This is a genomic window from Kribbella sp. NPDC005582 (assembly GCF_040605415.1).
In the GTDB taxonomy this organism is placed as follows: Bacteria; Actinomycetota; Actinomycetes; order Propionibacteriales; family Kribbellaceae; genus Kribbella.
The window spans coordinates 64538-87361 of record NZ_JBEXCU010000011.1 but is presented as its reverse complement, the minus strand read 5'-3'; the positions used below and the strand labels follow the sequence as shown (position 1 = coordinate 87361).

The 22824-nt window shown below is 69.1% G+C and carries 21 protein-coding genes; 11 read left to right on the top strand and 10 right to left on the bottom strand.

Going from position 1 to position 22824, the window contains the following annotated elements:
* Positions 1–3: 3 nt before the first annotated feature.
* Complete coding sequence (locus ABZS29_RS38095) at positions 4–1290, top strand: DUF58 domain-containing protein (protein ID WP_355469890.1); 1287 nt, start codon at positions 4–6, stop codon at positions 1288–1290.
* Entirely contained in the window at positions 1287–3644 is a 2358-nt protein-coding gene (locus ABZS29_RS38090) for a DUF3488 and transglutaminase-like domain-containing protein (RefSeq protein ID WP_355469888.1), read from the top strand. Before ABZS29_RS38095 ends, ABZS29_RS38090 begins: the two co-directional genes overlap by 4 nt.
* Before the next feature lie 101 nt (positions 3645–3745).
* Here ABZS29_RS38090 and ABZS29_RS38085 read toward each other — a convergent pair whose 3' ends face one another.
* The 4 genes from ABZS29_RS38085 to ABZS29_RS38070 form a co-directional block, all read right to left on the bottom strand.
* On the bottom strand, positions 3746–4150 hold the full coding sequence (locus ABZS29_RS38085; RefSeq protein WP_355469886.1) for a DUF3040 domain-containing protein: 405 nt from the start codon (positions 4148–4150) through the stop codon (positions 3746–3748).
* Between the two features lie 232 nt (positions 4151–4382).
* Entirely contained in the window at positions 4383–5129 is a 747-nt protein-coding gene (locus tag ABZS29_RS38080) for a methyltransferase domain-containing protein (protein ID WP_355469884.1), read from the bottom strand.
* Between the two features lie 371 nt (positions 5130–5500).
* Positions 5501–5974 carry an SAV_6107 family HEPN domain-containing protein gene (locus ABZS29_RS38075; RefSeq protein ID WP_355469882.1) on the bottom strand — a complete coding sequence of 158 codons (474 nt, stop codon included), beginning with the start codon at positions 5972–5974 and terminating at the stop codon, positions 5501–5503.
* The gene (locus ABZS29_RS38070) at positions 5971–6543 is read right to left on the bottom strand and encodes a DUF6504 family protein (RefSeq protein ID WP_355469880.1); all 573 of its coding nucleotides are present in this window, start codon (positions 6541–6543) and stop codon (positions 5971–5973) included. Before ABZS29_RS38070 ends, ABZS29_RS38075 begins: the two co-directional genes overlap by 4 nt.
* A gap of 346 nt (positions 6544–6889) precedes the next feature.
* Here ABZS29_RS38070 and ABZS29_RS38065 point away from each other — a divergent pair, with 346 nt between their 5' ends.
* Both ABZS29_RS38065 and ABZS29_RS38060 read left to right on the top strand, forming a co-directional pair.
* Positions 6890–7441 (top strand): DM13 domain-containing protein, encoded by a 552-nt coding sequence (locus ABZS29_RS38065; RefSeq protein ID WP_355469878.1) that lies wholly within the window; start codon positions 6890–6892, stop codon positions 7439–7441.
* 10 nt (positions 7442–7451) lie between these two features.
* Positions 7452–7922, top strand: coding sequence for a YbaK/EbsC family protein (locus ABZS29_RS38060; protein WP_355469876.1), 471 nt, complete (start codon positions 7452–7454; stop codon positions 7920–7922).
* Here ABZS29_RS38060 and ABZS29_RS38055 read toward each other — a convergent pair whose 3' ends face one another.
* Positions 7923–9845 carry an N-acetylmuramoyl-L-alanine amidase gene (locus tag ABZS29_RS38055; RefSeq protein ID WP_355469874.1) on the bottom strand — a complete coding sequence of 641 codons (1923 nt, stop codon included), beginning with the start codon at positions 9843–9845 and terminating at the stop codon, positions 7923–7925.
* Between the two features lie 157 nt (positions 9846–10002).
* Between ABZS29_RS38055 and ABZS29_RS38050 the strand changes: the two genes are divergently transcribed.
* The 3 genes from ABZS29_RS38050 to ABZS29_RS38040 all read left to right on the top strand — a co-directional run bounded on the left by ABZS29_RS38050 (position 10003) and on the right by ABZS29_RS38040 (position 14394).
* Positions 10003–10599, top strand: a complete 597-nt coding sequence (locus tag ABZS29_RS38050; protein WP_355469872.1) for a DUF4126 domain-containing protein — start codon at positions 10003–10005, stop codon at positions 10597–10599.
* The gene (locus ABZS29_RS38045; protein WP_355469870.1) at positions 10599–11951 is read left to right on the top strand and encodes an FAD-dependent oxidoreductase; all 1353 of its coding nucleotides are present in this window, start codon (positions 10599–10601) and stop codon (positions 11949–11951) included. Before ABZS29_RS38050 ends, ABZS29_RS38045 begins: the two co-directional genes overlap by 1 nt.
* 229 nt (positions 11952–12180) lie before the next feature.
* The gene (locus tag ABZS29_RS38040; protein ID WP_355469869.1) at positions 12181–14394 is read left to right on the top strand and encodes a UvrD-helicase domain-containing protein; all 2214 of its coding nucleotides are present in this window, start codon (positions 12181–12183) and stop codon (positions 14392–14394) included.
* 3 nt (positions 14395–14397) lie between these two features.
* Here the strand turns inward: ABZS29_RS38040 and ABZS29_RS38035 are convergent, their stop codons facing one another.
* Positions 14398–14928: a histidine phosphatase family protein gene (locus ABZS29_RS38035; RefSeq protein ID WP_355469867.1), complete on the bottom strand. Its 531-nt coding sequence runs from the start codon at positions 14926–14928 to the stop codon at positions 14398–14400.
* 16 nt (positions 14929–14944) lie between these two features.
* The gene (metF, locus tag ABZS29_RS38030) at positions 14945–15862 is read right to left on the bottom strand and encodes a methylenetetrahydrofolate reductase [NAD(P)H] (protein ID WP_355469865.1); all 918 of its coding nucleotides are present in this window, start codon (positions 15860–15862) and stop codon (positions 14945–14947) included.
* Positions 15863–15919: 57 nt separating this feature from the next.
* On the opposite strand from metF, the gene ABZS29_RS38025 reads away from it, so the two are divergent.
* Positions 15920–16990, top strand: coding sequence for a polyprenyl synthetase family protein (locus ABZS29_RS38025; protein ID WP_355469863.1), 1071 nt, complete (start codon positions 15920–15922; stop codon positions 16988–16990).
* Here ABZS29_RS38025 and ABZS29_RS38020 read toward each other — a convergent pair.
* The 3 genes from ABZS29_RS38020 to thiE are packed head-to-tail and all read right to left on the bottom strand — an operon-like array spanning position 16987 to position 18484.
* Complete coding sequence (locus tag ABZS29_RS38020; RefSeq protein ID WP_355469861.1) at positions 16987–17421, bottom strand: barstar family protein; 435 nt, start codon at positions 17419–17421, stop codon at positions 16987–16989. The genes ABZS29_RS38025 and ABZS29_RS38020 overlap by 4 nt on opposite strands.
* Complete coding sequence (locus ABZS29_RS38015) at positions 17418–17840, bottom strand: ribonuclease (RefSeq protein ID WP_355469860.1); 423 nt, start codon at positions 17838–17840, stop codon at positions 17418–17420. Before ABZS29_RS38015 ends, ABZS29_RS38020 begins: the two co-directional genes overlap by 4 nt.
* The gene (gene thiE / locus ABZS29_RS38010) at positions 17837–18484 is read right to left on the bottom strand and encodes a thiamine phosphate synthase (RefSeq protein ID WP_355469858.1); all 648 of its coding nucleotides are present in this window, start codon (positions 18482–18484) and stop codon (positions 17837–17839) included. The genes ABZS29_RS38015 and thiE overlap by 4 nt, the downstream gene beginning before the upstream one ends.
* A 42-nt stretch (positions 18485–18526) precedes the next feature.
* Between thiE and thiO the strand changes: the two genes are divergently transcribed.
* The 3 genes from thiO to pknB all read left to right on the top strand — a co-directional run bounded on the left by thiO (position 18527) and on the right by pknB (position 22822).
* Positions 18527–19669, top strand: coding sequence for a glycine oxidase ThiO (gene thiO, locus ABZS29_RS38005; RefSeq protein ID WP_355469857.1), 1143 nt, complete (start codon positions 18527–18529; stop codon positions 19667–19669).
* A 110-nt stretch (positions 19670–19779) separates the two neighbouring features.
* On the top strand, positions 19780–20769 hold the full coding sequence (locus ABZS29_RS38000; protein ID WP_355469855.1) for a LysM peptidoglycan-binding domain-containing protein: 990 nt from the start codon (positions 19780–19782) through the stop codon (positions 20767–20769).
* Positions 20770–20869: 100 nt separating this feature from the next.
* The gene (gene pknB / locus ABZS29_RS37995; RefSeq protein WP_355469853.1) at positions 20870–22822 is read left to right on the top strand and encodes a Stk1 family PASTA domain-containing Ser/Thr kinase; all 1953 of its coding nucleotides are present in this window, start codon (positions 20870–20872) and stop codon (positions 22820–22822) included.
* The last annotated feature ends 2 nt before the right edge of the window (positions 22823–22824 follow it).

Below are 22824 nucleotides of genomic sequence, written 5' to 3'. Positions count from 1 at the left end.
GCCGTGCGGCAGGCACTCCGCGGGCTGACCACCAGAGGGCGGGCGTTCGTGGCGGCCGGGATCACCGCGTCGCTGTGTGCGCTGCTGCTCGGGCAGAAGGACCTGTTGCGCGTCGGCATCCTGCTCGTCGCGCTTCCGGTCGTCGCCGCCCTGGTCGTCGGCCGGACCCGGCTCCGGCTGCAGGTCCGCCGTAGCCTCACCCCGAGCCAGATCCCGGTCGGGACGCAGGCCACCGTCGAGCTCGCCCTGAGCAACGAGGGCCGGATGCCGGCCGGACTGCTGCTGCTCGAGGACCGCATTCCTTATGTCCTGGGGCACCGGCCCCGGTTCGTCGTCGACCGGGTCAGCCCGAACTGGCGGCGTACGGTCTCCTATCCGGTGAAGTCCGACGTCCGGGGGCTGTTCCAGGTCGGGCCGTTGATGCTCACCGTGGCCGACCCGTTCGGGCTGGTCGAGACAAGCCGGACGTTCACCCGCAGCCAGCACCTGCTGGTCACGCCGCGGGTCGTCAAGCTGCCCGAGATCCGCCTCGGCGCGGATCGGGCCGGCTCCGGTGAGAACCGGCCGCGCGCGATCGCTTCGGCCGGCGAGGAGGACGCGACCGTCCGCGAGTACCGCGACGGCGACGACCTCCGCCGGGTGCACTGGCGTTCCACCGCTCGCCGCGGCGAGCTGATGGTGCGCCGCGAAGAGCAGCCCTGGCAGAGCCGCTGCACTCTGTTCATCGACGCCCGGACAATCTCGCACCACGGCCACGGACCGTCGTCCAGCCTGGAGTGGGCGGTCAGCGCGGCCGCCTCGATCGGCGCCGACCGGATCCGCCGCGGGTACGCGACCACGATGCTCGGCGGGCCGACCACGCTCTCGGCGATCAACCACCGCTCGTCGACCGCCATTCACCAGCCCCTGACATCGCAGCAGCTGCTCACCGAGTGCGCGACCGTCGAGGAACACCGGTACGCCGAGATCGGCCCGCTGCTCACCGTCGACCGGCACGCCCAGGAACCGAGTCTCGTGATCGCGATCCTCGGCGCCTGCAGCGGCGACGACATCGCCGCACTCAATCGCTGGCGAACCAGCCAGGCCACCGGTGTCGCCCTCGTGCTCGACGCGGCCAGCTGGGCGGTCGGCGCCGAAGCGACCGAGAAGGCGGCTCGGCTCACCGCCGCCACGGACGCCACCGAGAACGAGTTGCGCCGCAACGGCTGGCGAGTCGCCAGAGTCCGCCGCGGCGACCAGTTACCCACCGTCTGGTCCGGCCTCGGACTGAGGACCGGGAGAATCGCATGACCGGACATGCCCGAATCTCACTCGCTGCCTGGGGCGCTACGGTGCTCGGCTCGTTGGTGCTCACGCCGGTGTTCTCGGGGCCGTTCCTGTTCATCAGTGCGTTCCTGTGCGCGATCATCACCGGCGTCGGCGTGCTGCTGCAGAACCTGCGGGCGCCGCGGGTCGTCGTACCGGTGGTGCAGCTGGTCGTGCTCGTCGAGCTGATCTCGGTGTTCTTTCTGAAGGAGACGCTGAAGTTCGGCCTGCTGCCGACCGGTGGGACGGCGATCGAGTTCAACTCGCAGATGGTCAGCGCGATGAACTCGATCAACCAGTACAGCGCTCCCCTGCCGCCGGACGAGAACCTGCTGCTGTTCGCCACCTCGGTGATCGCGGCGGCCGGTCTGCTCATCCACGTCATCGCCGTCCAGCTGCGCCAGGCGGCGTGGGCCGGATTGCTCTTGCTGATCATGTACACCGTGCCGGCCGCGACCGTGCACGGCGGCTTGCCGGCGCTGCTCTTCATCCCGCCGGCGATCGGCTACATCGTGCTGCTGTCCGCCGAAGGCCGGAGCCGGCTCAGCCGGTGGGGACGGCGGATCTCCGGGGTCTCGCATCTGGATGCGGCCGAGCCTGTCGAGGCCTCGGCGCTCGGCCAGGCCGGGCGCCGCATCGGGCTGAGCGTGGTGGCACTGGCCGCACTCGTCCCCGCGCTGCTCCCGACCCTGCCCGAGGGCGTGATCGGCAATGGCCTGGCGGGCGGCACCGGGGGTGGCACCGGGCTCGGTACGTCGATCTCCACGACCGACCCGATGCTCGACATGGGCAAGAACCTCAAACGCGGACCGAACGAGGTCGCCCTGACCTACAAGGGCGGACCGTCCGGCGGCACCTACCTGCGGCTGACCTCGCTCGACCAGTTCGACGGCAACACCTGGCGGATCTCCAACCGGGGCCAGGGCCGCGAGATCAAGGACGAGCTCGTCCCGCCGCCCGGGTTCACCGGCGACCGCGATCGGGTGCCGAAGATGAAGCTGCAGATCGAGATCAGCCGGAACTTCCGGTCCCAGTTCGCCCCGATCCCCTACCCCGCCCAGTCGATCTCACTGCACCGCAACTGGCAGTACGACGCCAGCTCGCTGGACGTCTCGTCGAGCGACGGCGCGGTCGTTGCCGGCAAGAAGTACAGCGTGACCGCCTACGACCTGCGCCCGACCGACGAGCAGTTGCGGAACACGGTCTTCCGCGGTGCGCCGGACCCGGTCACCGACCTGCTGCCGCGCAATGTGCCGACCGAGGTCACCGAGCTGACCCAACGGATCACAGCAGGCGCCGACGGCAACAAGTACGCCGCGGCCGTCGCGCTGCAGAAGTGGTTCCGCACCGACGGCAACTACACCTACAGCGTCGAGAACCAGCGCGGCAGCGGGATGAAGGCGCTCCGGGACTTCCTGATCGACAACAAGACCGGGTACTGCGAGCAGTTCGCGACCGGGATGGCGTTGATGGCGCGGATCGCCGGAATCCCGTCCCGGGTCGGCATCGGTTTCCTGCCCGGCCAAGCCGGTAAGGACGGTCAGTACACGGTCCGCATGCACGACATGCACGCCTGGCCGGAGCTGTACTTCGAGAGCATCGGCTGGGTCCGGTTCGAGCCGACCCCGGCCACGCGCGTCGCCAGCACGCCGGACTGGACGGTCCCGTCCTCGAGCTCGACCACCCCGACCACGGCGCCGACCACCGCGCCGACCACTCCGGGACAGACCCAAGACCCGGAGATCGACAAGCCCAACAACGGCCGCAACCTGAACGACGACAACGGCACCGTCGCCTTCGACAACGGCAACTGGTTCAGCAACGGTGGCGCTCGAACGCTCGGGATCGTGGCGATCGTCGTACTGGTGCTGCTGATTCCGTGGATCCTGCGTAGCCTCAACCGCCGCCGGCGCTTCGCCCGGCCGCCGGGCCGGGTCGGCGCCGAGGGACTGTGGTCGGAGATCCGCGACACCTCGCGCGACCTCGGGCTGGACTGGAGTGATGTCTCGACACCGCGGCAGGTCGGCGAATGGCTCGCGACCAAGCTGCCCGACGAGGCACATCCGTCGGCGCTGCGGCTCTCCCGCAGCATCGAAGCCATGCGGTACGCCGGTCAGGCCGACCTGATCACGGATCTCCGTCCGGACACCACCATCATCCGGAAGGCACTGTGGAAGCAGGCGACGGCCCGCCGCCGCTGGCGCGCCCGGCTGCTACCGCCGTCGTGGCGCTGGTACCTGAGCCGCGGGACCACCGAGGCCTCGGATCTGCTCGACGAGTTCGACCTGCTGCTGGCCCGGCTGCGCAGCATGATCCTCCGCCGCCGGCACGCCGGCTGACGGCGACGACCGGCAGAGACGACAACACCCCGAGCCCACCAGGGACTCGGGGTGTTTCGTTGTTCAAGCGAGTGCTTGGAAGCTCTACCTGCTCAGCGGCTCTAGAGGTCTTCGTCGCGGCGGCGGCGCCAGCGGTCTTCCATCCGCTCCATGAAGCTTCCGGAGGAGTCGTGTCTGGTCCGGTGCCGCTTGGACGACGGCGGCGGGGGCGGGAGGTCGTCGGAGTCACCGGCGTTGCTGATCCGCTTCATGCTCAGCGCGGCGACATACAGACAGGCGACCATCATCACGAAGCCGATGACTCCGATAATGGTGTTGGGAACGATGGCACCGGTCATCAGCACCGCGATGCCGAGCACGAATCCAACGCCGGCGAGCACTGCCCGACGCTTGTAATAAGCGCGCACATTCGTCCCTCGCATGGCGGAGACAAACTTCGGGTCTTCCGCTGCCAGGGCGCGTTCGAGCTGCTCGAACTGGCGCTGCTCTTCTTCCGAGAGGGGCACCGTCGATCCCTCCATGGTGAGCGCGATCTCGATAGGCCGCCTCCAGTCTAGGCCGCGGCAGCGCCACACGAAACCCTGACCGCCTGTCCCGCGCGTCACGGTCCCGCAACTCCGCTCATCCCACTGCTTCCGAACGCGCCACTTCAGAGCGTGCCGAAGCCCTTTCCGGACCCGGATCTGTTCCGGAACCGCTCCCGCAACAGATCCGGCGTGAGCAACCACACTCCGCTACTCAGCGGGTGGCAAGGATGTGCAGCTGCGTGGCCAGTGCCCGGAACGCTGGGTGCTGGCTGGCGGTCCGCTCCAGCTCCGCGAGCGACTCGGCCGCACCCGGTTCGGAGTCGACGAACGCCGACGGCACCAGGTCCGCGAAGGTCCGCACGCCGTGCACGGTGTGCACCATAAAACCGGCGTCCGCGAGCTGCGCGCTGATCGCCGCCTCGTCGAACCGGCGCGGCATCGGATCGTTGGCACCCCACCGCCCGTCCGCATCCTGCAGCGCGACCCGCGCCTCGGTCAGGTGACCGGCCAGAGCCCGGGCGAGCACCACCGCGTTGCGCTGGGCAACAAGCAGACTCAGTACGCCGCCCTCCCGCAGCACCGACGCCATCGCCTGCAACGCCTGCACGGGGTCGTCGACGTACTCGAGCACTCCGTGGCACAGCACGGCATCCGCACTCGACTCCCCCGCCAGCCCGGGAAGCTCCGCCGCATCGCCCTGCACGCCACGCACCAGCTCGCTGACACCTTCGTCACGAGCCCGCCGCTCCAACGACGCCAAGGCATCCGGGCTCGGGTCGACCACCGTCACCCGATGCCCTTCCACCGCCAGCGGCACCGCGAATCCGCCGGTGCCACCACCCAGATCCACGATGTCCAGTCCCGCCCCCGGATCGACCCGAGCCCGGCCCGCCAGCGCAACCCGCAGCGCCTCACCCACCAGCGCCGTTCGCACGGCCCGCCGCCGCCGATCCACCATCACGCAAACCCTTCCACGACACCGACCGCCAACGCGCCACACCCTACTTGCCCCACCCCGCACCCGAACCCCACCCCAACCCCAACTCACCCACCCCAAACACCCCCACCGACATAACCGACCGGTGCTCAAGCTGGGACACGTGACGACTTCGTGCACCACTCGACCACCTCGCCAGACGCGTTGTGGCTGATACGTGCACAAAGCGACGCACGCGACGACCTTGTGCACCGCTCGACCATGTCGTGAGGCGTGTTGTGGGTGGGACGTGCTCAAGGTGGGGCCGCCGGTGGCGGGCGTGGGGTGGGGCAGACGTGGGCCAGCCCACCTACCCCGCGCCTGTGGGGTGGTGGGCTGGTGGCTGGGGTGGGTCAGCTGGCTTGCATCCAGGGCTGCGCCAGAACCGAGGCCGGGTCGGTGGTGGCGGTGAGCGCGGGCGTAGTGGAGAGGCGCAGGCTGGCTTCGACCTGGGTGTAGAAGGTCTCGACAGCGCGGATGAGGTCGTCGGCCTCGCGGGTGGTGACGGAGCGCTCGAGGCCGGCCTCGGCGGCAGCGCGCTGGGCGGCCCCGGCGGCGAAGAACGTGGCCCACTCGGCGAACTCCGGGGCGACCTCGGCGAGGAGCACCCAGGCGTTGCGCTGGACGCGGCGGCGGGCGCCGGTGCGCACCGGGCGGGCGCGGACGGCGAGCACGGCGGCCGCGACCCGGAGGGCGGCGATGTGGGCGCTCGAGTAGCGGAGCAGGTGGTCGCTCGTGTCGATCGCCTCGGCCAGGGCGGCGCGGGCGCGGGACAGCTCGCGGCCGGCGGCGCCGGCGGCGATCGGAGACACCGGAGAAACGGTCATCGGTCGGTCACCCTTTCCAGTTGCCAACGGCCGGAGTCGGGGTCGTGGGCCAGGTCGAACAGCTCGCGCCGTCCGTGCCGGCCGCAGCCCGCCTCCACTCGGTACACCGCGCGGCGTGGACCCCAGTCGGCGTCAAGGACACCAACGGCCGCGGGGCTGTTCGCCATTCCCGAACCGGCCGGGTGCGGGTCGAACATCCCGGCCATCACGGCACCGACGGTCGCCATCCCGGGCGCGGTGTCGTCCGGGGCCCCGGCGGAGGCGTAGGTGGCGGCGCCCCCGCCGGGCTTGTGCGTGGCGGCGCACTCGGCGCGGGAACGGGACCGCACCGGCGTCGCCACGCTGCTCGGAACCCGCTGCGACCACAGGCCGCGGCGGTCGTCGATCAAGCGGTCGTCGTAAGCCCCGGCGCCGATCACACCGCGCTCCCACCAGGCCGCGGTCTCGGTCCAGTGCGCCTGCACGGAGCAGACCCGCCACAACCGGCCGCGCCAGAGGAACTGCTCAGGAGACTCGACGCCGTCCACGACACTCGAACGCACCTCGACGGCCTCGTCGAACTCCCACATGCTCCATCGCCTCCTGTGTGCGAACCGCTGCTGCTCTTGACCGACGGCGGGGCCGGAGTCCCGATGGGCGGGGCCGGGGTGGGGGTCGAGGTCCACCACGGCGCCCGGCCCACCAGGAGCACCGGATCCCGATGCGGCCGCAACTCCGCACCGGGGCCGTCCAGCTGCCCGGGTCACCTCCGGCCGGTCTCCCGACGAGGCCGGGCCCGAGGTAATCGAACATCTGTTCGAACACTGGAAGAGTAGCGTCGTCCGGCGGCAATCGTCAACGGGCCGTAAGCCCGGCGCGTCGCCGTGCGACCGGTCCGGCGCCCAGACTGGAGACACCTCAGCGAAAGGACCGACGATGAAGCGGACAGCACTGGCCGGCGCGGCGGCGGTGGCCGTCGTGGCGGCGGCAGCGATCGCGCTACCGCTCTTCCAGCCGTGGCGGCTGTTCACCGACAAGGTCGTCGACGAGGCGCTGCCGGGCGCTGTTCCGATCTCCATACAGCCATCGTCGACGACGCCACCGACAGTTTCGGCGACTCCGCCGAAGACGCCCTCCGCCCCGAAGGTTCTGGCGCGAGGCAGCCTGATCTCGCACGAACACGCCACCTCCGGCAAGGTCGCCGTACTGCGACTGCCGGACGGCTCGCGCGTGCTGCGGCTGGAGAACCTGGACACGTCCGACGGGCCGGACCTCAGGGTCTGGCTGAGCGATGCCGCGGTGCTGCCGGGCAAGGCCGGATGGCACGTGTTCGACGACGGCCGCTACCACGCGCTCGGTCGTCTGAAAGCCAACCACGGCAACCAGAACTACCCGATTCCGGCGGGCGTCCGGCTCGACGACTTCCGCAGCGTGACGATCTGGTGCGACCGATTTAATGTCTCGTTCGGGGCGGCGACGCTCACCTAGGCTTCGAAGGGTGAGCAATCATCCCAACGTGCAACGCGTCGCCGACGCGCTCCAGGCCGCCGGTGCGACCGGTCAGATCAAGATTCTGGACGAGGCGGTCCCGACCGCGGCCGCCGCGGCGGCGGAGCTGGGCTGCGAGGTCGGTGCGATCGCGAACAGCCTGATCTTCGACGGCGACGGCAAGCCCGTCCTGATCCTGACCTCGGGCGCGCACCGCGTCGACACAGCGAAGGTCGCTGCGGAGTTGGGCATCAGCAAGCTCCGCCGCGCGACTCCGGAGTTCGTCAAGGAGCACACCGGTCAGTCGATCGGTGGCGTCGCTCCGGTCGGCCACCCCGGCCCGGTGCCGACGTACGTCGACACCGCACTCCAGCAGTACGACGTGATCTGGGCGGCCGCCGGTATCCCGCACTCGGTGTTCCCTACGAGCTACACCGAACTGCTGGACCTCACCGGGGCCACCCAGATCACCGTCAACTGACTAGAACGCCGGCTTGATGTCGACGTCGGCGGCCCGGACGTAGAACATCCGGTGCCCGAACCAGATCTGGTAGTACCGGTCCTTCCCGAGCACCTGGACGTGGTCGCCCGGAGTGTTCGCGTCGAACGTCACGGCGCGGTAGTAGTCGGTCTCGATGGACGCGTCGCTCAACGGGTAGGACTGCCCCGCGCCGATCGAGTACTGCAGCGGCGTGACGGTCTGGTACGGAATACCCGCCGGGTACGCCGCCTGCTCCGGATAAGCCCGTCCGTACACCGGCACCGACGTCTTGCCGGCCTTCGGCGTCACCACGACACCCGGCTTGGCGAAGGCGTCCGGAGCGGACTTCGGGCTCTTGAACCAACCCTTCGCACCCAGATACCAGACTGCCAGCCAGTCGCCCTGGCGTTCGGCCACGACGTACTGCGCGCCGGCGGCGACCCGGGCACCGTGGTCCCAGGCCTCCGTGCCACTGGCTGAGCCGTCCTTGTGCAGACCGAGGTCCGTGACCAGCGGGGCGTTGTCGTCCGGCGCCTGGCGCAGGTAGACAAAGTTGGTGCCCTGCGCCGGGCACAGCACGCCCGCGGTGGTGCAGCCGGTGACAACCTGCTGGTTACCCGCGAAGCCCGGCTTGATGGTGACGATGGATCCGGGCTTGGCCGGGAAGATCGAGTGCCCGTAGATCGGCGCACCGAGCAGGTCGAAGTAGTGCTCCCAGTCCCAGAACGGTCCCGGGTCCCAGTGCATGCCGCCGACAGTGGTTGGCAGCGTTCCCGGCACCTGGTCGTGGCCGATGATGTGCGCCCGGTCGAGCGGAATGTGGTTCTTGGCGGCCAGGTACCTCACCAGCTTGGCCGAGTTGCGGTAGAGCGACTCGGTGTACCAGGTGGCGCCCTGGGTGGCGAAGCCCTCGTGCTCGATACCGATGCTGTGCATGTTCACGTACCAGTTGCCGGCCTGCCAGGCGACGTCCTTCGCCTTCACGTGCTGCCAGACGTGACCGTCCGACGAGCGCATCGTGTACTGCCAGCTCACGTACGTCGGGTCCTGCACGAGGTTGAGAGTGCCCTGCCAGCCACCCTCGGTGTCGTGAATGACGATGTAGTCGATCTTGCCGGTCTTCGGCCGGTTCGCGAGGTCGTGGTTGCCGTAGTCGCCGGCGTCGGCGCCGGTCTTCGCGTACGGCGCGGGCAGCCACTCACAGCCCAGTGAGGCCGGGCACTCGACGTCGGAGTTCGCCTGCTTCACACCGGCCGGCAGCGCCAGCTTGGTCGCCAGCGACTTGTCCGGGGCGACCTTCACCGGCGGCATCGCGATCTGCTGACCCGTGTTCGTCGTACGGGCCGCTCCGCGCGCCATGATCGAGTAGACGTCGTCGGCGAAGGCCGTCGCGCCCGCGCGGTCCGCCGCCTCGGCGTACGCCGCCACTGCGCCGTACCACTGGGCTGCGGACGTGTCAGCGCCCACCGGAAGGCCGAGCGACCGCTGGTACGACGCCAGCAGCGCGGCACCACCGGAGATGTTGGCGACTGTGTCCGTGCGCAGGGCGACCGGGTCCAGTCCGGTCAGCTGGGACGCCTTGTACAGCGTGCGCAGCGACTCGGCCTTGGCCACCTTCTGCTTACCCGACAGGTCGACCGTGGTGCTCGGGTCGACAGCAGTCAGGTGCATCGGGCCGTAGCCACCGGACGAGCTCGATGCGCCCTGGTGGTCGTCCCAGCGGCTCTCCGCGTACGACACCGCCAGCAGCACCGGCTCCGGTACGCCGTACTTCGCGGCCGCCGCACCGAACGCCGACGCCGCGGTACTGCTCGCGTCCGGCGGTGCGGCCACCGCGGGTGGACCACCGGACGACACGCCGGTCACCGTGATCGGCAACGCTACCGCCGCGAGTGCGGCGAGAATCTTCGAACGACGCAGCATGTTGTTTTCTCCTGACCCGAGGGCGGGGGCTGCCGGCCCCACAGGCTGGCAGTCTGATCAGACTTAGTCGAGGCGACCCGCGCTGTCAACGGTTTACCAAGACTCGCCCTTCATAGGTTCGATTCTGACGAAAAGGTAGGCCGTGGAAGCATTACCGTTGGCATTCACCGCGGGCTGGGCCAGTGGGGTCAACGCCTACGCCTGTGTGCTGATTCTCGGTCTGCTCGGCCGGTTCGCCGGTGCCGAGGACGTTCCCGTCGCACTGACCAGCAACGGCGTGCTGATCGCCGCCGGCGTGCTGTTCGCCTTCGAGTTCGTCGCCGACAAGATCCCCTACATCGACTCGGCCTGGGACGCGATCTCGACCGTGATCCGGCCGACCGTCGGCGCGATCATCGCGGCCCTCATGTCCGGCGAGGCCGGCACTCTGCAGCAGGCGGCGATCGTCGCCACCGGCGGCCTCACCGCACTGTTGTCGCACGCCGTGAAGTCCAGCCTCCGGCTCGCGATCAACACCTCCCCCGAGCCGGTCACCAACATCGCCGCGTCGTCCGGTGAGGACGTCGCGGTCGCCGGTGTGATGTCGCTCGCCGCGTTCCACCCGGAGATCGCGCTCATCATCGCCGCTGTGCTGCTCCTGATCGGACTGATCGGTGTGTACGTCGCCTTTCGCTTCATCCGGCGTGGTTGGGCGCGGTTCAAGGCCTGGCGGGACAAACGCGGCAATCCGGCGACCGGGAGCAGTGCTGTCTGATGGCCGAAGTGATTGTCATCGGGGCCGGCCTCGCCGGTCTCGCCAGTGCGGTGCGGCTGGCCAAGCTCGGCCACCGCGTCACCATCTGCGAGCAGGACGAGCGGCTGGGCGGTGTCCTGGGCCGCATCGAAGCGGACGGCTTCCAGTGGGACGCCGGAGCCGCCAGTACGACGCTCCCGGCGGCGCTGCGCGACCTGTTCCGCAAAAGCGGCCGCCCGATCGAGAATCTGGTGCAGCTCGAGCCAGTGCTCGACGCACGACGGCACATGTTCGCCGACGGCTCGGTGCTCGACCTGCCGCTGAATGATCGCGCTACCCAGCACGAAGCGTGGACAGACCTGGCCGGTGCGCACGTGGCACAGCAGTGGACCGCGCTGGTCGACAGCTACGCGGACACCTGGCAACTCCTGCGCACTTCGTCGATCGAACCACCTCTCGAAGGCGAGCTTCCGTTCAACCACCGGCTGCCGCTCAGCACGGTGCGCGCACTCAAGCCCTGGCAGTCGCTGGAGCAGTTCGCCCAGCGCCGGCTGTCCGATGACCGGGCCCGCGCCGTACTGCGGCACTTCGCGGCCCAGGGCGGTTCGGATGCGACGCTCACCCCGGCCTATGTCGGCGTGTGGTCGTATTTGGAGCGCACATTCGGGCGGTGGACGGTCCCGGGCGGTTTCGGTGCCGTCGCAGACGCACTGGTGCAGCGAGCCAGCGAGCGCAAGATCGCCATCCGGACCAACGCCGAAGTGGTCTCGGTCGCCACCAACAGTGGCACTGTCACCGGCGTACGGCTGGCTGATGGTGAAGAGCTGGCCGCGGACATCGTCGTCAGCGACATCGACCCCCGCGAGCTCTACGGCCGGTTGGTGAACGACTCCGCCGCCAAGAAGGTGCGCAAGCGCGTCCTGGCGACGCACCAGGCACAGGCGGCGTACGTCGTGCATCTCGGTCTGGAGGAGCCAGTCCCGGCCCTGCCGTTCGAGACCGTCCTGCACGGTACGCCGACAGTCGTGGTGCGCACCGGCGGTCAAGCACCGGCCGGGCACCAGGCGTGGTCCGTCCTGGTCCACGGCTACCCGACCGACGACGTACTGGACTTGCTCGTCGCCCGCGGCCTGCACATCCGGGACAAGGTGGTCTCCCGCCAGGTCTCGCCGTCATGGTGGGCCGGAGTCGCCTGGGAGGGCTACCGCACCGCCCGCCGCCGGGCCGGCAACGTCTCCCCCGTCAAGGGCCTGTACTGCGTCGGAGCCGGCGCCCACCCCGGATCCGGCGTACCGGCGACCACTCTGGGCGCCGCGATCGTCGCTGACGCCATCGGGAAGGCCCGGGGGTCGGGTGGAGATCCCGCGCCGTAGCGAGCAGGTGCCCGGTGCGGTAGCTCGGTGTGCGGGGGCGGAGTGCTCGATGCGGAGCATCTAGTGCTCTGCACCCGTGCGGCGAGGTGCCGTGCCGGGTGCCGCGCAGTAGGCGCGGGATCTTCACCCGACCCCCTAGCCCACTCTGGGGTTGGGAAACACCGCGCACTAAGATTGGACGTTCCTGTGTTTCGTGTCGGGGTGGTGCCCGGCAGTAGAGAGGATCTCGGTGGATCAAACCCCCCTGCCGGCCGATGACGACAACGTCGAGCGGGCTGAGCTGGCGGCTGAGCAACAACACGTTGACCTGGTGTACGACCGGGTCGACGTGGCGGCTCGATCGGCATCCCGAATCGCGGTGGACGGTCACGCGCGGGCCCAGGCCCAGAACGTCGGCCGGGTCCGCGAGGAGGAGCAGACCGGCCTGTACGAGCGGGACGTGCTGGTGTTCGCGGCCGCCCGCCGGATCGCCGAGCTGGACGCGGAGCACGAGGGTCTGGTCTTCGGCCGCCTCGACTCCGACCAAGGCGACGACCAGCCGACCGCTACGGCGGCCAGTGAGCTCGAGAGCCTGTACGTCGGCCGGATCGGCGTCCGCGACGCCGAGTACGAGCCACTGGTCATCGACTGGCGCGCACCGGCGGCCGAGCCGTTCTACCGGGCGACCGGCACCGACCGGCTGAAGGTCGTCCGGCGCCGCGTGCTCCGGAACAAGGGTCCGCGAATCATCGGGATCGAGGACGACCTGCTGGCGCCGGAGCGTGCGCCGGAGGACCTGCCGGTGATCGGCGAGGGCGCCCTGATGGCTTCGCTGTCGCGGGCCCGCGGCCACACGATGCGCGACATCGTCGCCACCATCCAGGCCGAGCAGGACCGTGCCATCCGCGCGCCTGCTCGCGGAGTCACCGTGATCGGCGGTGGTCCGGGCACCGGTAAGACAGTGGTCGCCCTGCACCGCGCAGCCTTCCTCCTCTACAGCGACCGCCGCCGGTTCGAGCGCGGTGGCGTTCTGGTGGTCGGTCCGTCCGCGGCGTTCATGGCCTACATCGAGCGCGTCCTGCCGAGCCTCGGTGAGAACACCGTGTCGCTGCGCGCTGTCGGCGAGCTGGTGGACGGTGTGAAGGCCACTGCGGTCGACGACGCCGACACCGCTGCGATCAAGGGCTCATTGCGGATGAGCGGCGTGCTGTCGCGTGCTGCCCGCGACCGGGTGCCGAACGCACCGACCACGCTGCGGGTCTTCATCGGTGGCGCGACCATCGAGGTGGACAGCAACCAGCTCGACAACGTACGCCGCAACGCGTTGCGTCGGACGCCTCGCAACCGCGCCGCAGGTGAAGCCCGCAAGGGCTTGGTGGCCGCGCTGTGGCAGCGGTTCCCGGAGGACCTTCGCACCGGTGTGTACGGCGATCGTGAGGCGTTCGGAGACCGGGTCACCGACACTCCGGCGTTCCGGACGTTCTTCAGCCAGTGGTGGCCGGTTCTGACGCCGGAGGCCGTGCTGCGCTGGCTCGGCGATGAACGCCGGTTGCAGCGCTGGGCCCGCAACGAGCTGAGCCCGGTAGAGATCAGCACACTCGCTGCGGCAATCCGCGGTACGGACGAGTTCACCGTTGCTGACGTGGCGTTGCTCGACGAGCTCAGTACGCACCTGGGCCACGCTCCGGTCCAGGAGACGCGCGACGAGGAGTTCGACTGGCTGGAAGGCTTGTCGGACGGTGTGAACGAGGTGCTGACCACCTCAGAGCGCCGTGCTCGCGCAGCGGCCGCTCGCGATGCCGAGGAGCCGGAGGACTACGCCCACGTCCTGGTGGACGAGGCACAGGACCTCTCCCCCATGCAGTGGCGGATGGTCACCCGGCGCGGCCCGCAGGCCAGCTGGACGATCGTCGGCGACCCGGCGCAGAGCTCCTGGCCGGACCCGGACGAGGCCCGGGCCGCGATGGACTCGATGCTGGCGCACCTGCAGCGGCACAGCTTCCGGCTGTCCACCAACTACCGCAACTCGGCCGAGATCTACGCGTTCGCGGGCGAGGTGATCCGCCAGACGCTGCCGGACGCCGACCTCCCGAACGCGGTCCGGCAGACCGGTGTGGATCCGGAGCACCGGATCTTCGACGCCGGCAAGATCGCAGAGGCCGCCGGTGACGCCGCAGCCGAGCTCCTGAAGCTCGTCGAGGGCACGGTTGGTGTCATCGTGACGCCGACCCAGCGTCCGGCCGTGGAGCGCGTGCTGGCCGAGATCGGCGACCCTCGGGTCGTCGCGCTCACCCCGCTCGAGTCCAAGGGTCTCGAGTACGACGCTGTCGTCGTGGTGGAGCCTGACCAGATCGTCAGCGACACCCTGGGTGGCGTGCGTGCCCTGTACGTCGTTCTGACCCGGGCAACCCAGCGGATGATCACCGTGAACAGCACCACCCACTGGCTGCCCGCCAGTCAGTAAAGCTCAGCCGCGCGGGACGACGTACGACACCAGGTCTGCGTCGTCCGCCGCGAGGTCTGCCCAGCGACAGGTCAGGTGCAGGACGGTCAGCCCGGAGGTCGGGTATTTCTGCGTGAGCTGGACACGCTCCGGGCTGGTGCCGTCCAGGGCCAGCTCGTCGGCGAGCCACGGGATGCCGGGCGCGTGGCCGACCATGATCACCGTGCGGGCCTCGGCCGGCACCTCACGGACGACGTCGAGAAGCTCGACCGTGTCGGCGTTGTAGATCGTCCGGTCGTACCAGACGTCGGTGGCGACCGCGCCGGCTTCGGCGGCGTACTGCCAGGTCTCGCGGGTGCGCTGCGACGGCGAGCACAGGACCAGGTCCGCTTCGATGCCTTGGGCAACTAGATACCGTCCGGCCGCGGCGGCGTCCGCGCGGCCACGGTCGGCCAGCGGCCGCTGCAGGTCCGGCATCGACTCCGGCGGCACCGCCTTGGCGTGCCGGAGCAGGACGAGGGTGCGATCGATCAGCAGGTCGCTCGGGTCAGCCATCCGCTCAGGATAAGGCTCAGGAGCCGACGTGGCTGCTCAGGTTCTGGAAGACCTGGCGGGTCGCCGTCGAGCGGTTCAGCGTGATGAAGTGGATGCCCGGCGCACCACCGGCGAGCAGCTGCTCGCACAGCTCGGTCGCGATCTCCACGCCGACCTGCCGGACGGCGGCCGGGTCGTCCTCGACGGCCAGCAGCCGGTCCGTCACCGGCTTGGGCAGCGCCATCCCGGTCAGCTCGGCCATCCGCTGGATCTGCTTGATGTTGGTCACCGGCATGATGCCCGGCAGCACCGGGATGTCACAGCCCAGTGCGGCGGCCCGGTCGACCAGCCGGAAGTAGTCGTCCGCTCCGAAGAACATCTGCGTGATGGCGTAGTCCGCACCGGCCTGTGCCTTGGCGGCCAGCACCTGCGCGTCCGCCTCGAGCGAGTCGGCCTCCGGGTGCTTGTCCGGGAACGCCGCCACTCCGACACAGAAGTCGCCCAGTTCACGAATCAGCTCGACCAACTCGACCGCATGGTTCAGCCCTTGCGGGTGCGCGACCCACGGCTGGTTCGGACCGCCCGGCGGGTCGCCACGCAGTGCCAGCATGTTCCGCACGCCGGAGCCGGCGTACGCACCGATCACCGACCGCAGCTCGTCCCGCGAGTGCGAGACGCAGGTCAGATGGCCGATCGGCGTCAGCGAGGTGTCCTGGGCGACCCGCTCGGTCACCCGGATCGTGCCGTCCCGCGTCGTACCGCCCGCGCCGTACGTGATCGAGACGAAGGTGGGCCGCAGCTGCTCGATCTCACGCAGCGAGTGCCACAGCACCTCCTCGGCCTCCGGTGTCTTCGGTGGGAAGAACTCGAAGGAGAAGGACCGGCTTCCGCTCGCCAGCAGCTCCCGGACAGTCGGAGTGCTGCCGGGAAGTGTCGAGGGAAGTCCGTTGGCCATGCGCCAAGGTTACCCGCGCCGTCGGCGGCCGTGCAGTGACCGACTACGCTCCGAGACGTGTATGGCGAAGTGGACATCCCCGCCGAGGTCCAGCGCGCGCTGACGGGGTTCCTGGACCTCCAGCAACAGCGGCTGGCGGCTATCGGTCCGGAGCTGACCGAGGTGGTTGAAGCGGCCCGGGACGCGACCAGCGGCGGCAAGCGACTGCGACCGGCGTTCTGCTATTGGGGTTTCCGGGCGGCCGGCGGTGATCTGACGCAACCGATCCTGACCGCGGCAGCCAGTCTGGAGATGCTGCACGTCAGCGCGCTGGTCCACGACGACGTCATGGACTCTTCCGACGTACGGCGTGGCGCTCCGGCCGCGCACCGGCGATTCGAAGCGCTGCAGCGCGCCCGCTCGGAGGCGTCCGGTCGCGGCGGCGATCCGGTGAACTTCGGTGTGGGTGGAGCGATCCTGCTCGGTGACCTGTGCCTGATCTGGGCCGACGAGCTACTGCACACCTCTGGCTTCGACGCGGCCGCTCTGGCCCGCGCATCCCGCTTCTTCGACTCGGTGCGCGTGGAGGTGACCGCAGGCCAGTACCTCGACCTGGTCGCCCAGGCGAGCGGCGAGTCCGACATGGACCTGGCCCTGCGCGTCCTGCGCTACAAGTCCGCGTCGTACACCGTGGAGCGACCACTTCACGTCGGTGCGGCACTAGCGGGCTGCGAGCAACCACTGATCGACGCACTGTCGGCGTACGGGCAGCCGATCGGCGAGGCCTTCCAGTTGCGCGACGATCTGCTCGGTGTCTTCGGTGACCCGGCGCTGACCGGCAAGCCGGCCGGTGACGACCTGCGCGAGGGCAAGCGGACCGTCCTGGTCGCCTATGCGGTCGACCACTGCTCCGAGGTCCAACTGGCCGAGTTCGACCGGCTCTTCGGCCGCCCCGACCTGGACGACGACGAGATCCAGCTACTGCGCGAGATCCTGCAGGACTCCCGCGCCGTACAGGCCTGCGAGGACCTGATCACCGAGCGGACCGAGGACGCGCTCGATGCACTCGACCGCGCTCCCCTGTCCGACGACGCGGCCCGCAAGGGCCTGACCGATCTCGCGATCGCCGCAACGTCCCGCGTGCTCTAGAGCGTCGGCAGTGCGCTGAGTAGCGCCGGGCTGTCCGCCTTGGGAAGCTCTTGCATGAGAAAGCGGAGCTGTCCGGAGTTGCTGCTGTCCTCGGCGAAGATCTGCAGTGCTACGTCGACAGTGTCGTGGTCGTGCTCGAGCAGGTGCTCCACGCCGGTCCACAGAACCACTTCGGGCTCACCGGTCGAGCGATCGCTCAGAGAGTCGGCCAGTGCGTCCCAGTTGCGGCCGAACCAGCGCGGGAAGTCGAAGGCGGTCGCACAGACGTCGAGGAAGCCCGCCTTGTCGTGGACATCGGTGGTGTTGAGCAGAACGAAGTCCCAGCCGGCCGCCGCAACCTCACGCCGTACGTCGTCGGCTCCGAGGCTGGACTGCCAGCGGTAGACGCCGGGGCGAAGGCCCTCGGTGAGCAAGGTACGCAGGTCGGTCATCCGTTGTCCTCCGCGATCCGGCGGAACGACGCGTAGTGGTCGTCGGTGTAGTAACGCTCGTCGCTCTTACCGGTCACGATCCGGCGGGCGCCGCGGTCCCGCTCCCCCGGTGTCTTCACGGTGTACTCGTGGTAGTAGCCGTTGCTCTGCTTGGGCAGGATCTTCTCGCGGTTGCCGAAGACCACACCGTCCCGGTTGTAGGGGAACGGGCCGCCCTTGTCGATCAGTTTCAAGGTGTCCTGCGCCTCCTTGGGCAGCTCGGACACCGCGACGAACCGCAGACCGCTGACCGGATCGACACTCGGTGTCGACGACGGCTTCTGCTCAGGAGCGCAGCCGAATAGCGACGCAGCCAGCGTGATCACCATCATGGCGATCACCACGACCGCGACGATGCGGACGGTCTTCGGATTGGTCACCCGGCACTCCGCAGGCGCCGGCTGAACTCCGCAGCGGCCGCACCGGGGTCGTCAGCGTCAGTGATCGCCCGTACGACGACCACCCGCGTCGCACCGGCCGCCATCACCTCGTCCAGTCGCGCGAGATCGATACCGCCGATCGCGAACCAGGGTTTTGATTGCTGGCGGCTTGCAGCGTAGGAAACCAGCTCCAGTCCGGCCGCCTGCCGGCCGGGCTTGGTCGGCGTCTCCCAGGTCGGACCGACGCAGAAGTACTCCGACCCGTGCTCGGCCACGGCAGCGTTGACCTGGCTGAAGGTGTGCGTGGACCGGCCGATGATCGGCTCCGAGCCGATGACGCCCCGGGCCGCGTGCACCGGCAGGTCCCGCTGCCCCAGATGCAGTACGTCGGCGCCGGCCGCGAACGCGATGTCCGCGCGGTCGTTCACCGCCAGCAGCTTGCCGTGCCGCTTGCACGCGGCAGCGAACACCTCCAGTGCCGCAAGCTCGTCAGCAGCCTCCATCTCCTTCTGCCGGAGCTGCACGATGTCGACGCCGCCGGCCAGCGCGGCGTCCAGGAACTGTTCGAGGTCGCCCTGCTTCTCCCGCGCGTCCGTACACAGGTACAGGCGAGCGTCGTGCAGGCGATCCGTGGACTCAGTCACACGACACAGCCTGCCATGCCGCACCGGACGTAGGCTGACGGCATGCCTGAGCACACGTCCGATGTGGTGGTTGTTGGCGGCGGGCTGATCGGTCTGGCGACCGCCTGGCAGCTGGCCGTCGACGGTCTCCAGGTGACGGTCTGCGACCCGACTCCCGGCCAGCAGACCTCCATCGTCGCCGCCGGCATGCTGGCCCCGGTCACCGAGGTCGAGTACGGCGAGGACGACCTGCTCGCGCTCAACCTGGCCGGCGTCGAGGCGTGGCCCGCTTTTGCCGCACAGCTCGAGGAAGCGACCGGCCTGTCCGCGGGACTGCACCGCACCGGCACCCTGTCGGTCGCGTACGACGTCGACGACGCGGCGGAGCTCCGCAGACTGGCGGAGTACCAGCGCAACCTCGGACTGGACGTCGAAGTGCTGTCCGGCCGCGAAGCCCGCAAACGTGAGCCCCTGCTGGCAACCGGCGTCTCCGGCGGCGTGTGGGTCCCCGGTGATCATTCCGTCGACAACCGCCAGGCAGTCACCGCACTCCTGCGCGCAGTCGAGGTCTCCGGCGTCACAGTGATCCGCCAGAGCGTCTCCCACCTCATCACCTCCGGTACGACGGCAATCGGCGTACAGCTCGCGGATGGAACCGCCGTTCATGCCGCTCAAGTGATTGCCGCAACCGGGCCGTGGTCGGCGCAGCTGAAAGGCGTGCCGGCCGAATTACGCGCGCCGGTGCGCCCGGTCAAAGGCGAAGTACTGCGGCTGCGCGTTCCCGAGGCCTATCGCCCCGCGCTCAATCACACGGTCCGCGCCACCGCCCGCGGATTCTCGGTCTATTTGGTTCCCCGCCCCGGCGGCGAACTGGTGGTCGGTGCCACCAGCAACGAGCTCGGCTACGACACCCGGGTGCTGGCCGGCGGCGTCTTCGCTTTGTTGCGCGATGCAAGGACCGTGCTGCCGGTCATCGACGAACTCGAACTGCTGGAGACGATTGCCGGACTCCGGCCGGCCACTCCCGACAACGCACCGATCCTCGGCCCGTCCGGACTCGATGGGTTGCTCTGGGCAACGGGTCACTACCGCAACGGCGTCCTGCTGACGCCGATCACCGCGGCGATTCTGACCGCGACCGTCCGCACCGGACAGCTGCCGGATCTCGGTAAACCTTTTTTACGGAGCCGTTTCGGTCAGTTCTGACCAAACAAGATAAACATTGAGTTACAGCCGTAACAATCACCCCATTCGCCCCTGTTGTCACATCTGTACCAGCACTTACGGTCAAGTGACGTGACACGGGGAGATGGACCATGCGAAATGTCGTACGTGTACTGACCGGAATCGCGGTCCCGGTGCTGGCCGCCGGACTGATCACCGCCGGGTCGCCGGGTTTCGGCGCCTACACGGTGAAGAGCGGAGACACGCTCAGCCACATCGCCAGCCGCTACGGGACCAGCGTGAAGACGCTGGTCGCCCTGAACAAGCTCCCGGGTAACGGCAACGCCATCTACGCCGGCGAGGTCATCAAGCTGCCCGGCAAGCCCAAGGCCGCCCCGAAGAAGACCCGGACCGCCGCCAAGCCGCCGGCCAAGCGTTCCCAGCTCCGGATGAGCCGGTACGTCGTCAAGCCGGGCGACACGATCTCGAAGATCGCCAAGCGCTTCCGGTGCTCGCAGGCGAACCTGCTGGCCGCCAACCGGATGCGCGCCAGCGACCGCATCTTCGCGGGCAAGTCGCTGCGAGTCCCGGTCAAGGTGAAGGTCAAGGCTCCCAAGAAGAGCACCAAGCCCACGAAGAACAAGCGCAACACCTTCGCCGGCCGCACCTACGCCGACCACATCGTCGCCGCCGCCGACCGCAACCGCGCCGCCATGAAGAAGCGCAAGCTCCCGTCGCGCGCGCAGATGCGGAGCCTGATCGTCACCACGGCCAAGCGGTACGGCGTCGATCCGGAGCTGGCGCTCGCGGTGAGCTGGCAGGAGTCTGGCTGGAAGCAGCGCGTGGTCTCGCCCGCCAACGCCATCGGCGCGATGCAGGTGATCCCGTCGACCGGACGGTTCTCCTCAAGCATCGTCGGCCGCGACCTGGACCTGCTCAAGGCCCAGGACAACGTCACCGCCGGTGTGGTCCTGCTGGACCGCCTGACCGGTGCCGCGAAGCTGGACATCGCCGTAGCGGGCTACTACCAGGGCCTGGGCGGCGTCCGGAAGAACGGCATGTACCCCGACACCAAGCAGTACGTGCAGAGCGTCCTGCGCCTGAAGGCTCAGTTCGAGAAGGGCTGGAACCCGCTCAAGTGACCGCTTGAGCGGTGCGCCTGGCGCGGTCGACCTGGAGCCTTATCTAGACTGCGTGGAGCAGGACGGCTCGAGAGGCGGCTCACCAGCAGTGACGGATGACGTGGACACGCAGGTAGGCGACCGCCTCGTCGGGCGAGTGCTCGACGGTCGCTACCGCGTGGGGGCCCGGGTCGCCAAGGGCGGCATGGCCACCGTCTACCAGGCGCTGGACATGCGGCTGGACCGGATCGTCGCGCTGAAGATCATGCACGACGGTCTCGGCGACGACGCCCAGTTCGCGCGCCGCTTCGTCGCCGAGGCCAGAGCCGCCGCCAAACTCTCGCACCCGAACGTGGTCGCCGTGTTCGACCAGGGTGACGACAACGGCACGCTGTTCCTGGCGATGGAGTACATCCCCGGCCGCACACTGCGTGACCTGATCCGCGAGCACGCACCGCTCTCACCCGCCCGCGCGCTCGATCTGCTGGCGCCGATCCTGTCCGCCCTGTCCGCTGCGCACGACGCCGGCATTGTCCACCGTGACATCAAGCCGGAGAACGTCCTGCTCTCCGACAGCGGCACGGTGAAGGTCGCCGACTTCGGTCTGGCGCGTGCGGTCAGTGCGAACGGCAACACCGCCACCCAGGGCCTGCTGATGGGCACTGTCTCGTACCTAGCCCCTGAGCTGGTGACGGACGGCAGCGCGGACGCGCGCTCGGATGTCTACTCGTCCGGCATCCTGCTGTACGAGCTGCTGACCGGTGCCAAGCCGCACAGCGGTGACACCCCGATCCAGGTCGCGTATGCGCATGTGCACGCCGATGTGCCCCCTCCGTCGCTGGTGCAGCCGGACATCCCGCCGTACGTCGATGCGCTGGTCCAGCGCGCCACAGCCCGCGACCGGGACCTGCGACCGGCCGACGCGCGAGTGATGAGCCGCCAGGTACGCCGAGTGCGCAGTGCGCTCGAAGAGGGCCTGCCGGACGACCCTGAGCTCACTGGCGATCTGACGGTGCCGATCCAGCAGATCCGCCAGGACAGCGACTACGACGACGGCTACACCCGCGAGGTCACCCCGATCACTCCGGTCAACGTGCTCAAGCACGAGACGATCGTCGTACCGGTGGAGCACGGGCGTCCGACCGGTCAACCGGCAGCGCGCAAGCCATCGCCACCACCAGTACGCCGAAGCCGGCGCCGCGGGATGATCGCGCTGATCATCATCCTGCTGGCGGCGATCGGCGTCGGGACCTCAGCCTGGTACTACGGCATCCACCGCTACACGACCACTCCGAACCTGGTGAAGCTCACACCGGCCGCCGCGGCGATCGAGGCCGAGAAGGCCGGGCTGCGGACCACCCTGGCCAACCAGGACTACTCCGAGGACATCCCCAAGGGCCAGGTCACCTCCACCGATCCCAAAGTGGGTGACCGGATCCGCAAGGACGGTGAGATCAACCTCACTGTCTCCAAGGGACCGGAGCGCTACCGCGTGCCCCAGCTGGCCGGTCTCGACCTGGACGCCGCCAACCGCGCCATCGCACCGATCAAGCTGGTGCAAGGCCAGATCAAAGAGCAGTACGACGAGACAGTGCCGGCCGGCCGGATCGTTGCCTTCTACCCGCGGTTCAACATGCTCGTCGCGCCGAACACCGCGGTCAACTTCGTGGTGAGCAAGGGCAAGAAGCCGATCCCGGTGCCCGACTTCACCGGCAAGACCTACCGCGAGGCGAACAAGACCCTGCGCAAACTCGGCTTCGTCGTCAACCGCACCGAGCAGTACGACGAGAAGGTCGCCGAAGGCGTGGTGATCAGCCAGACCCCGCGCGGCGGCACCCTGCACGCCAAGGACACGGTGCAGGTGGTCGTCTCCAAGGGTCCGCCGCTGGTCGACGTACCGAACGTGAAGCGCAAGTCGCTCGCCGACGCCCAGCAGATCCTCAAGCAGGCCGGGTTCGAGGTGAAGGTCGAGAAGGCGGCGCTGAACATCGGCCTGAACATCGTCGCGGCCCAGAACCCGGGCGCCGGTCAGAAGGTCCGGCCGGGCAGCACCATCACGATCACGGTCCTGTGATT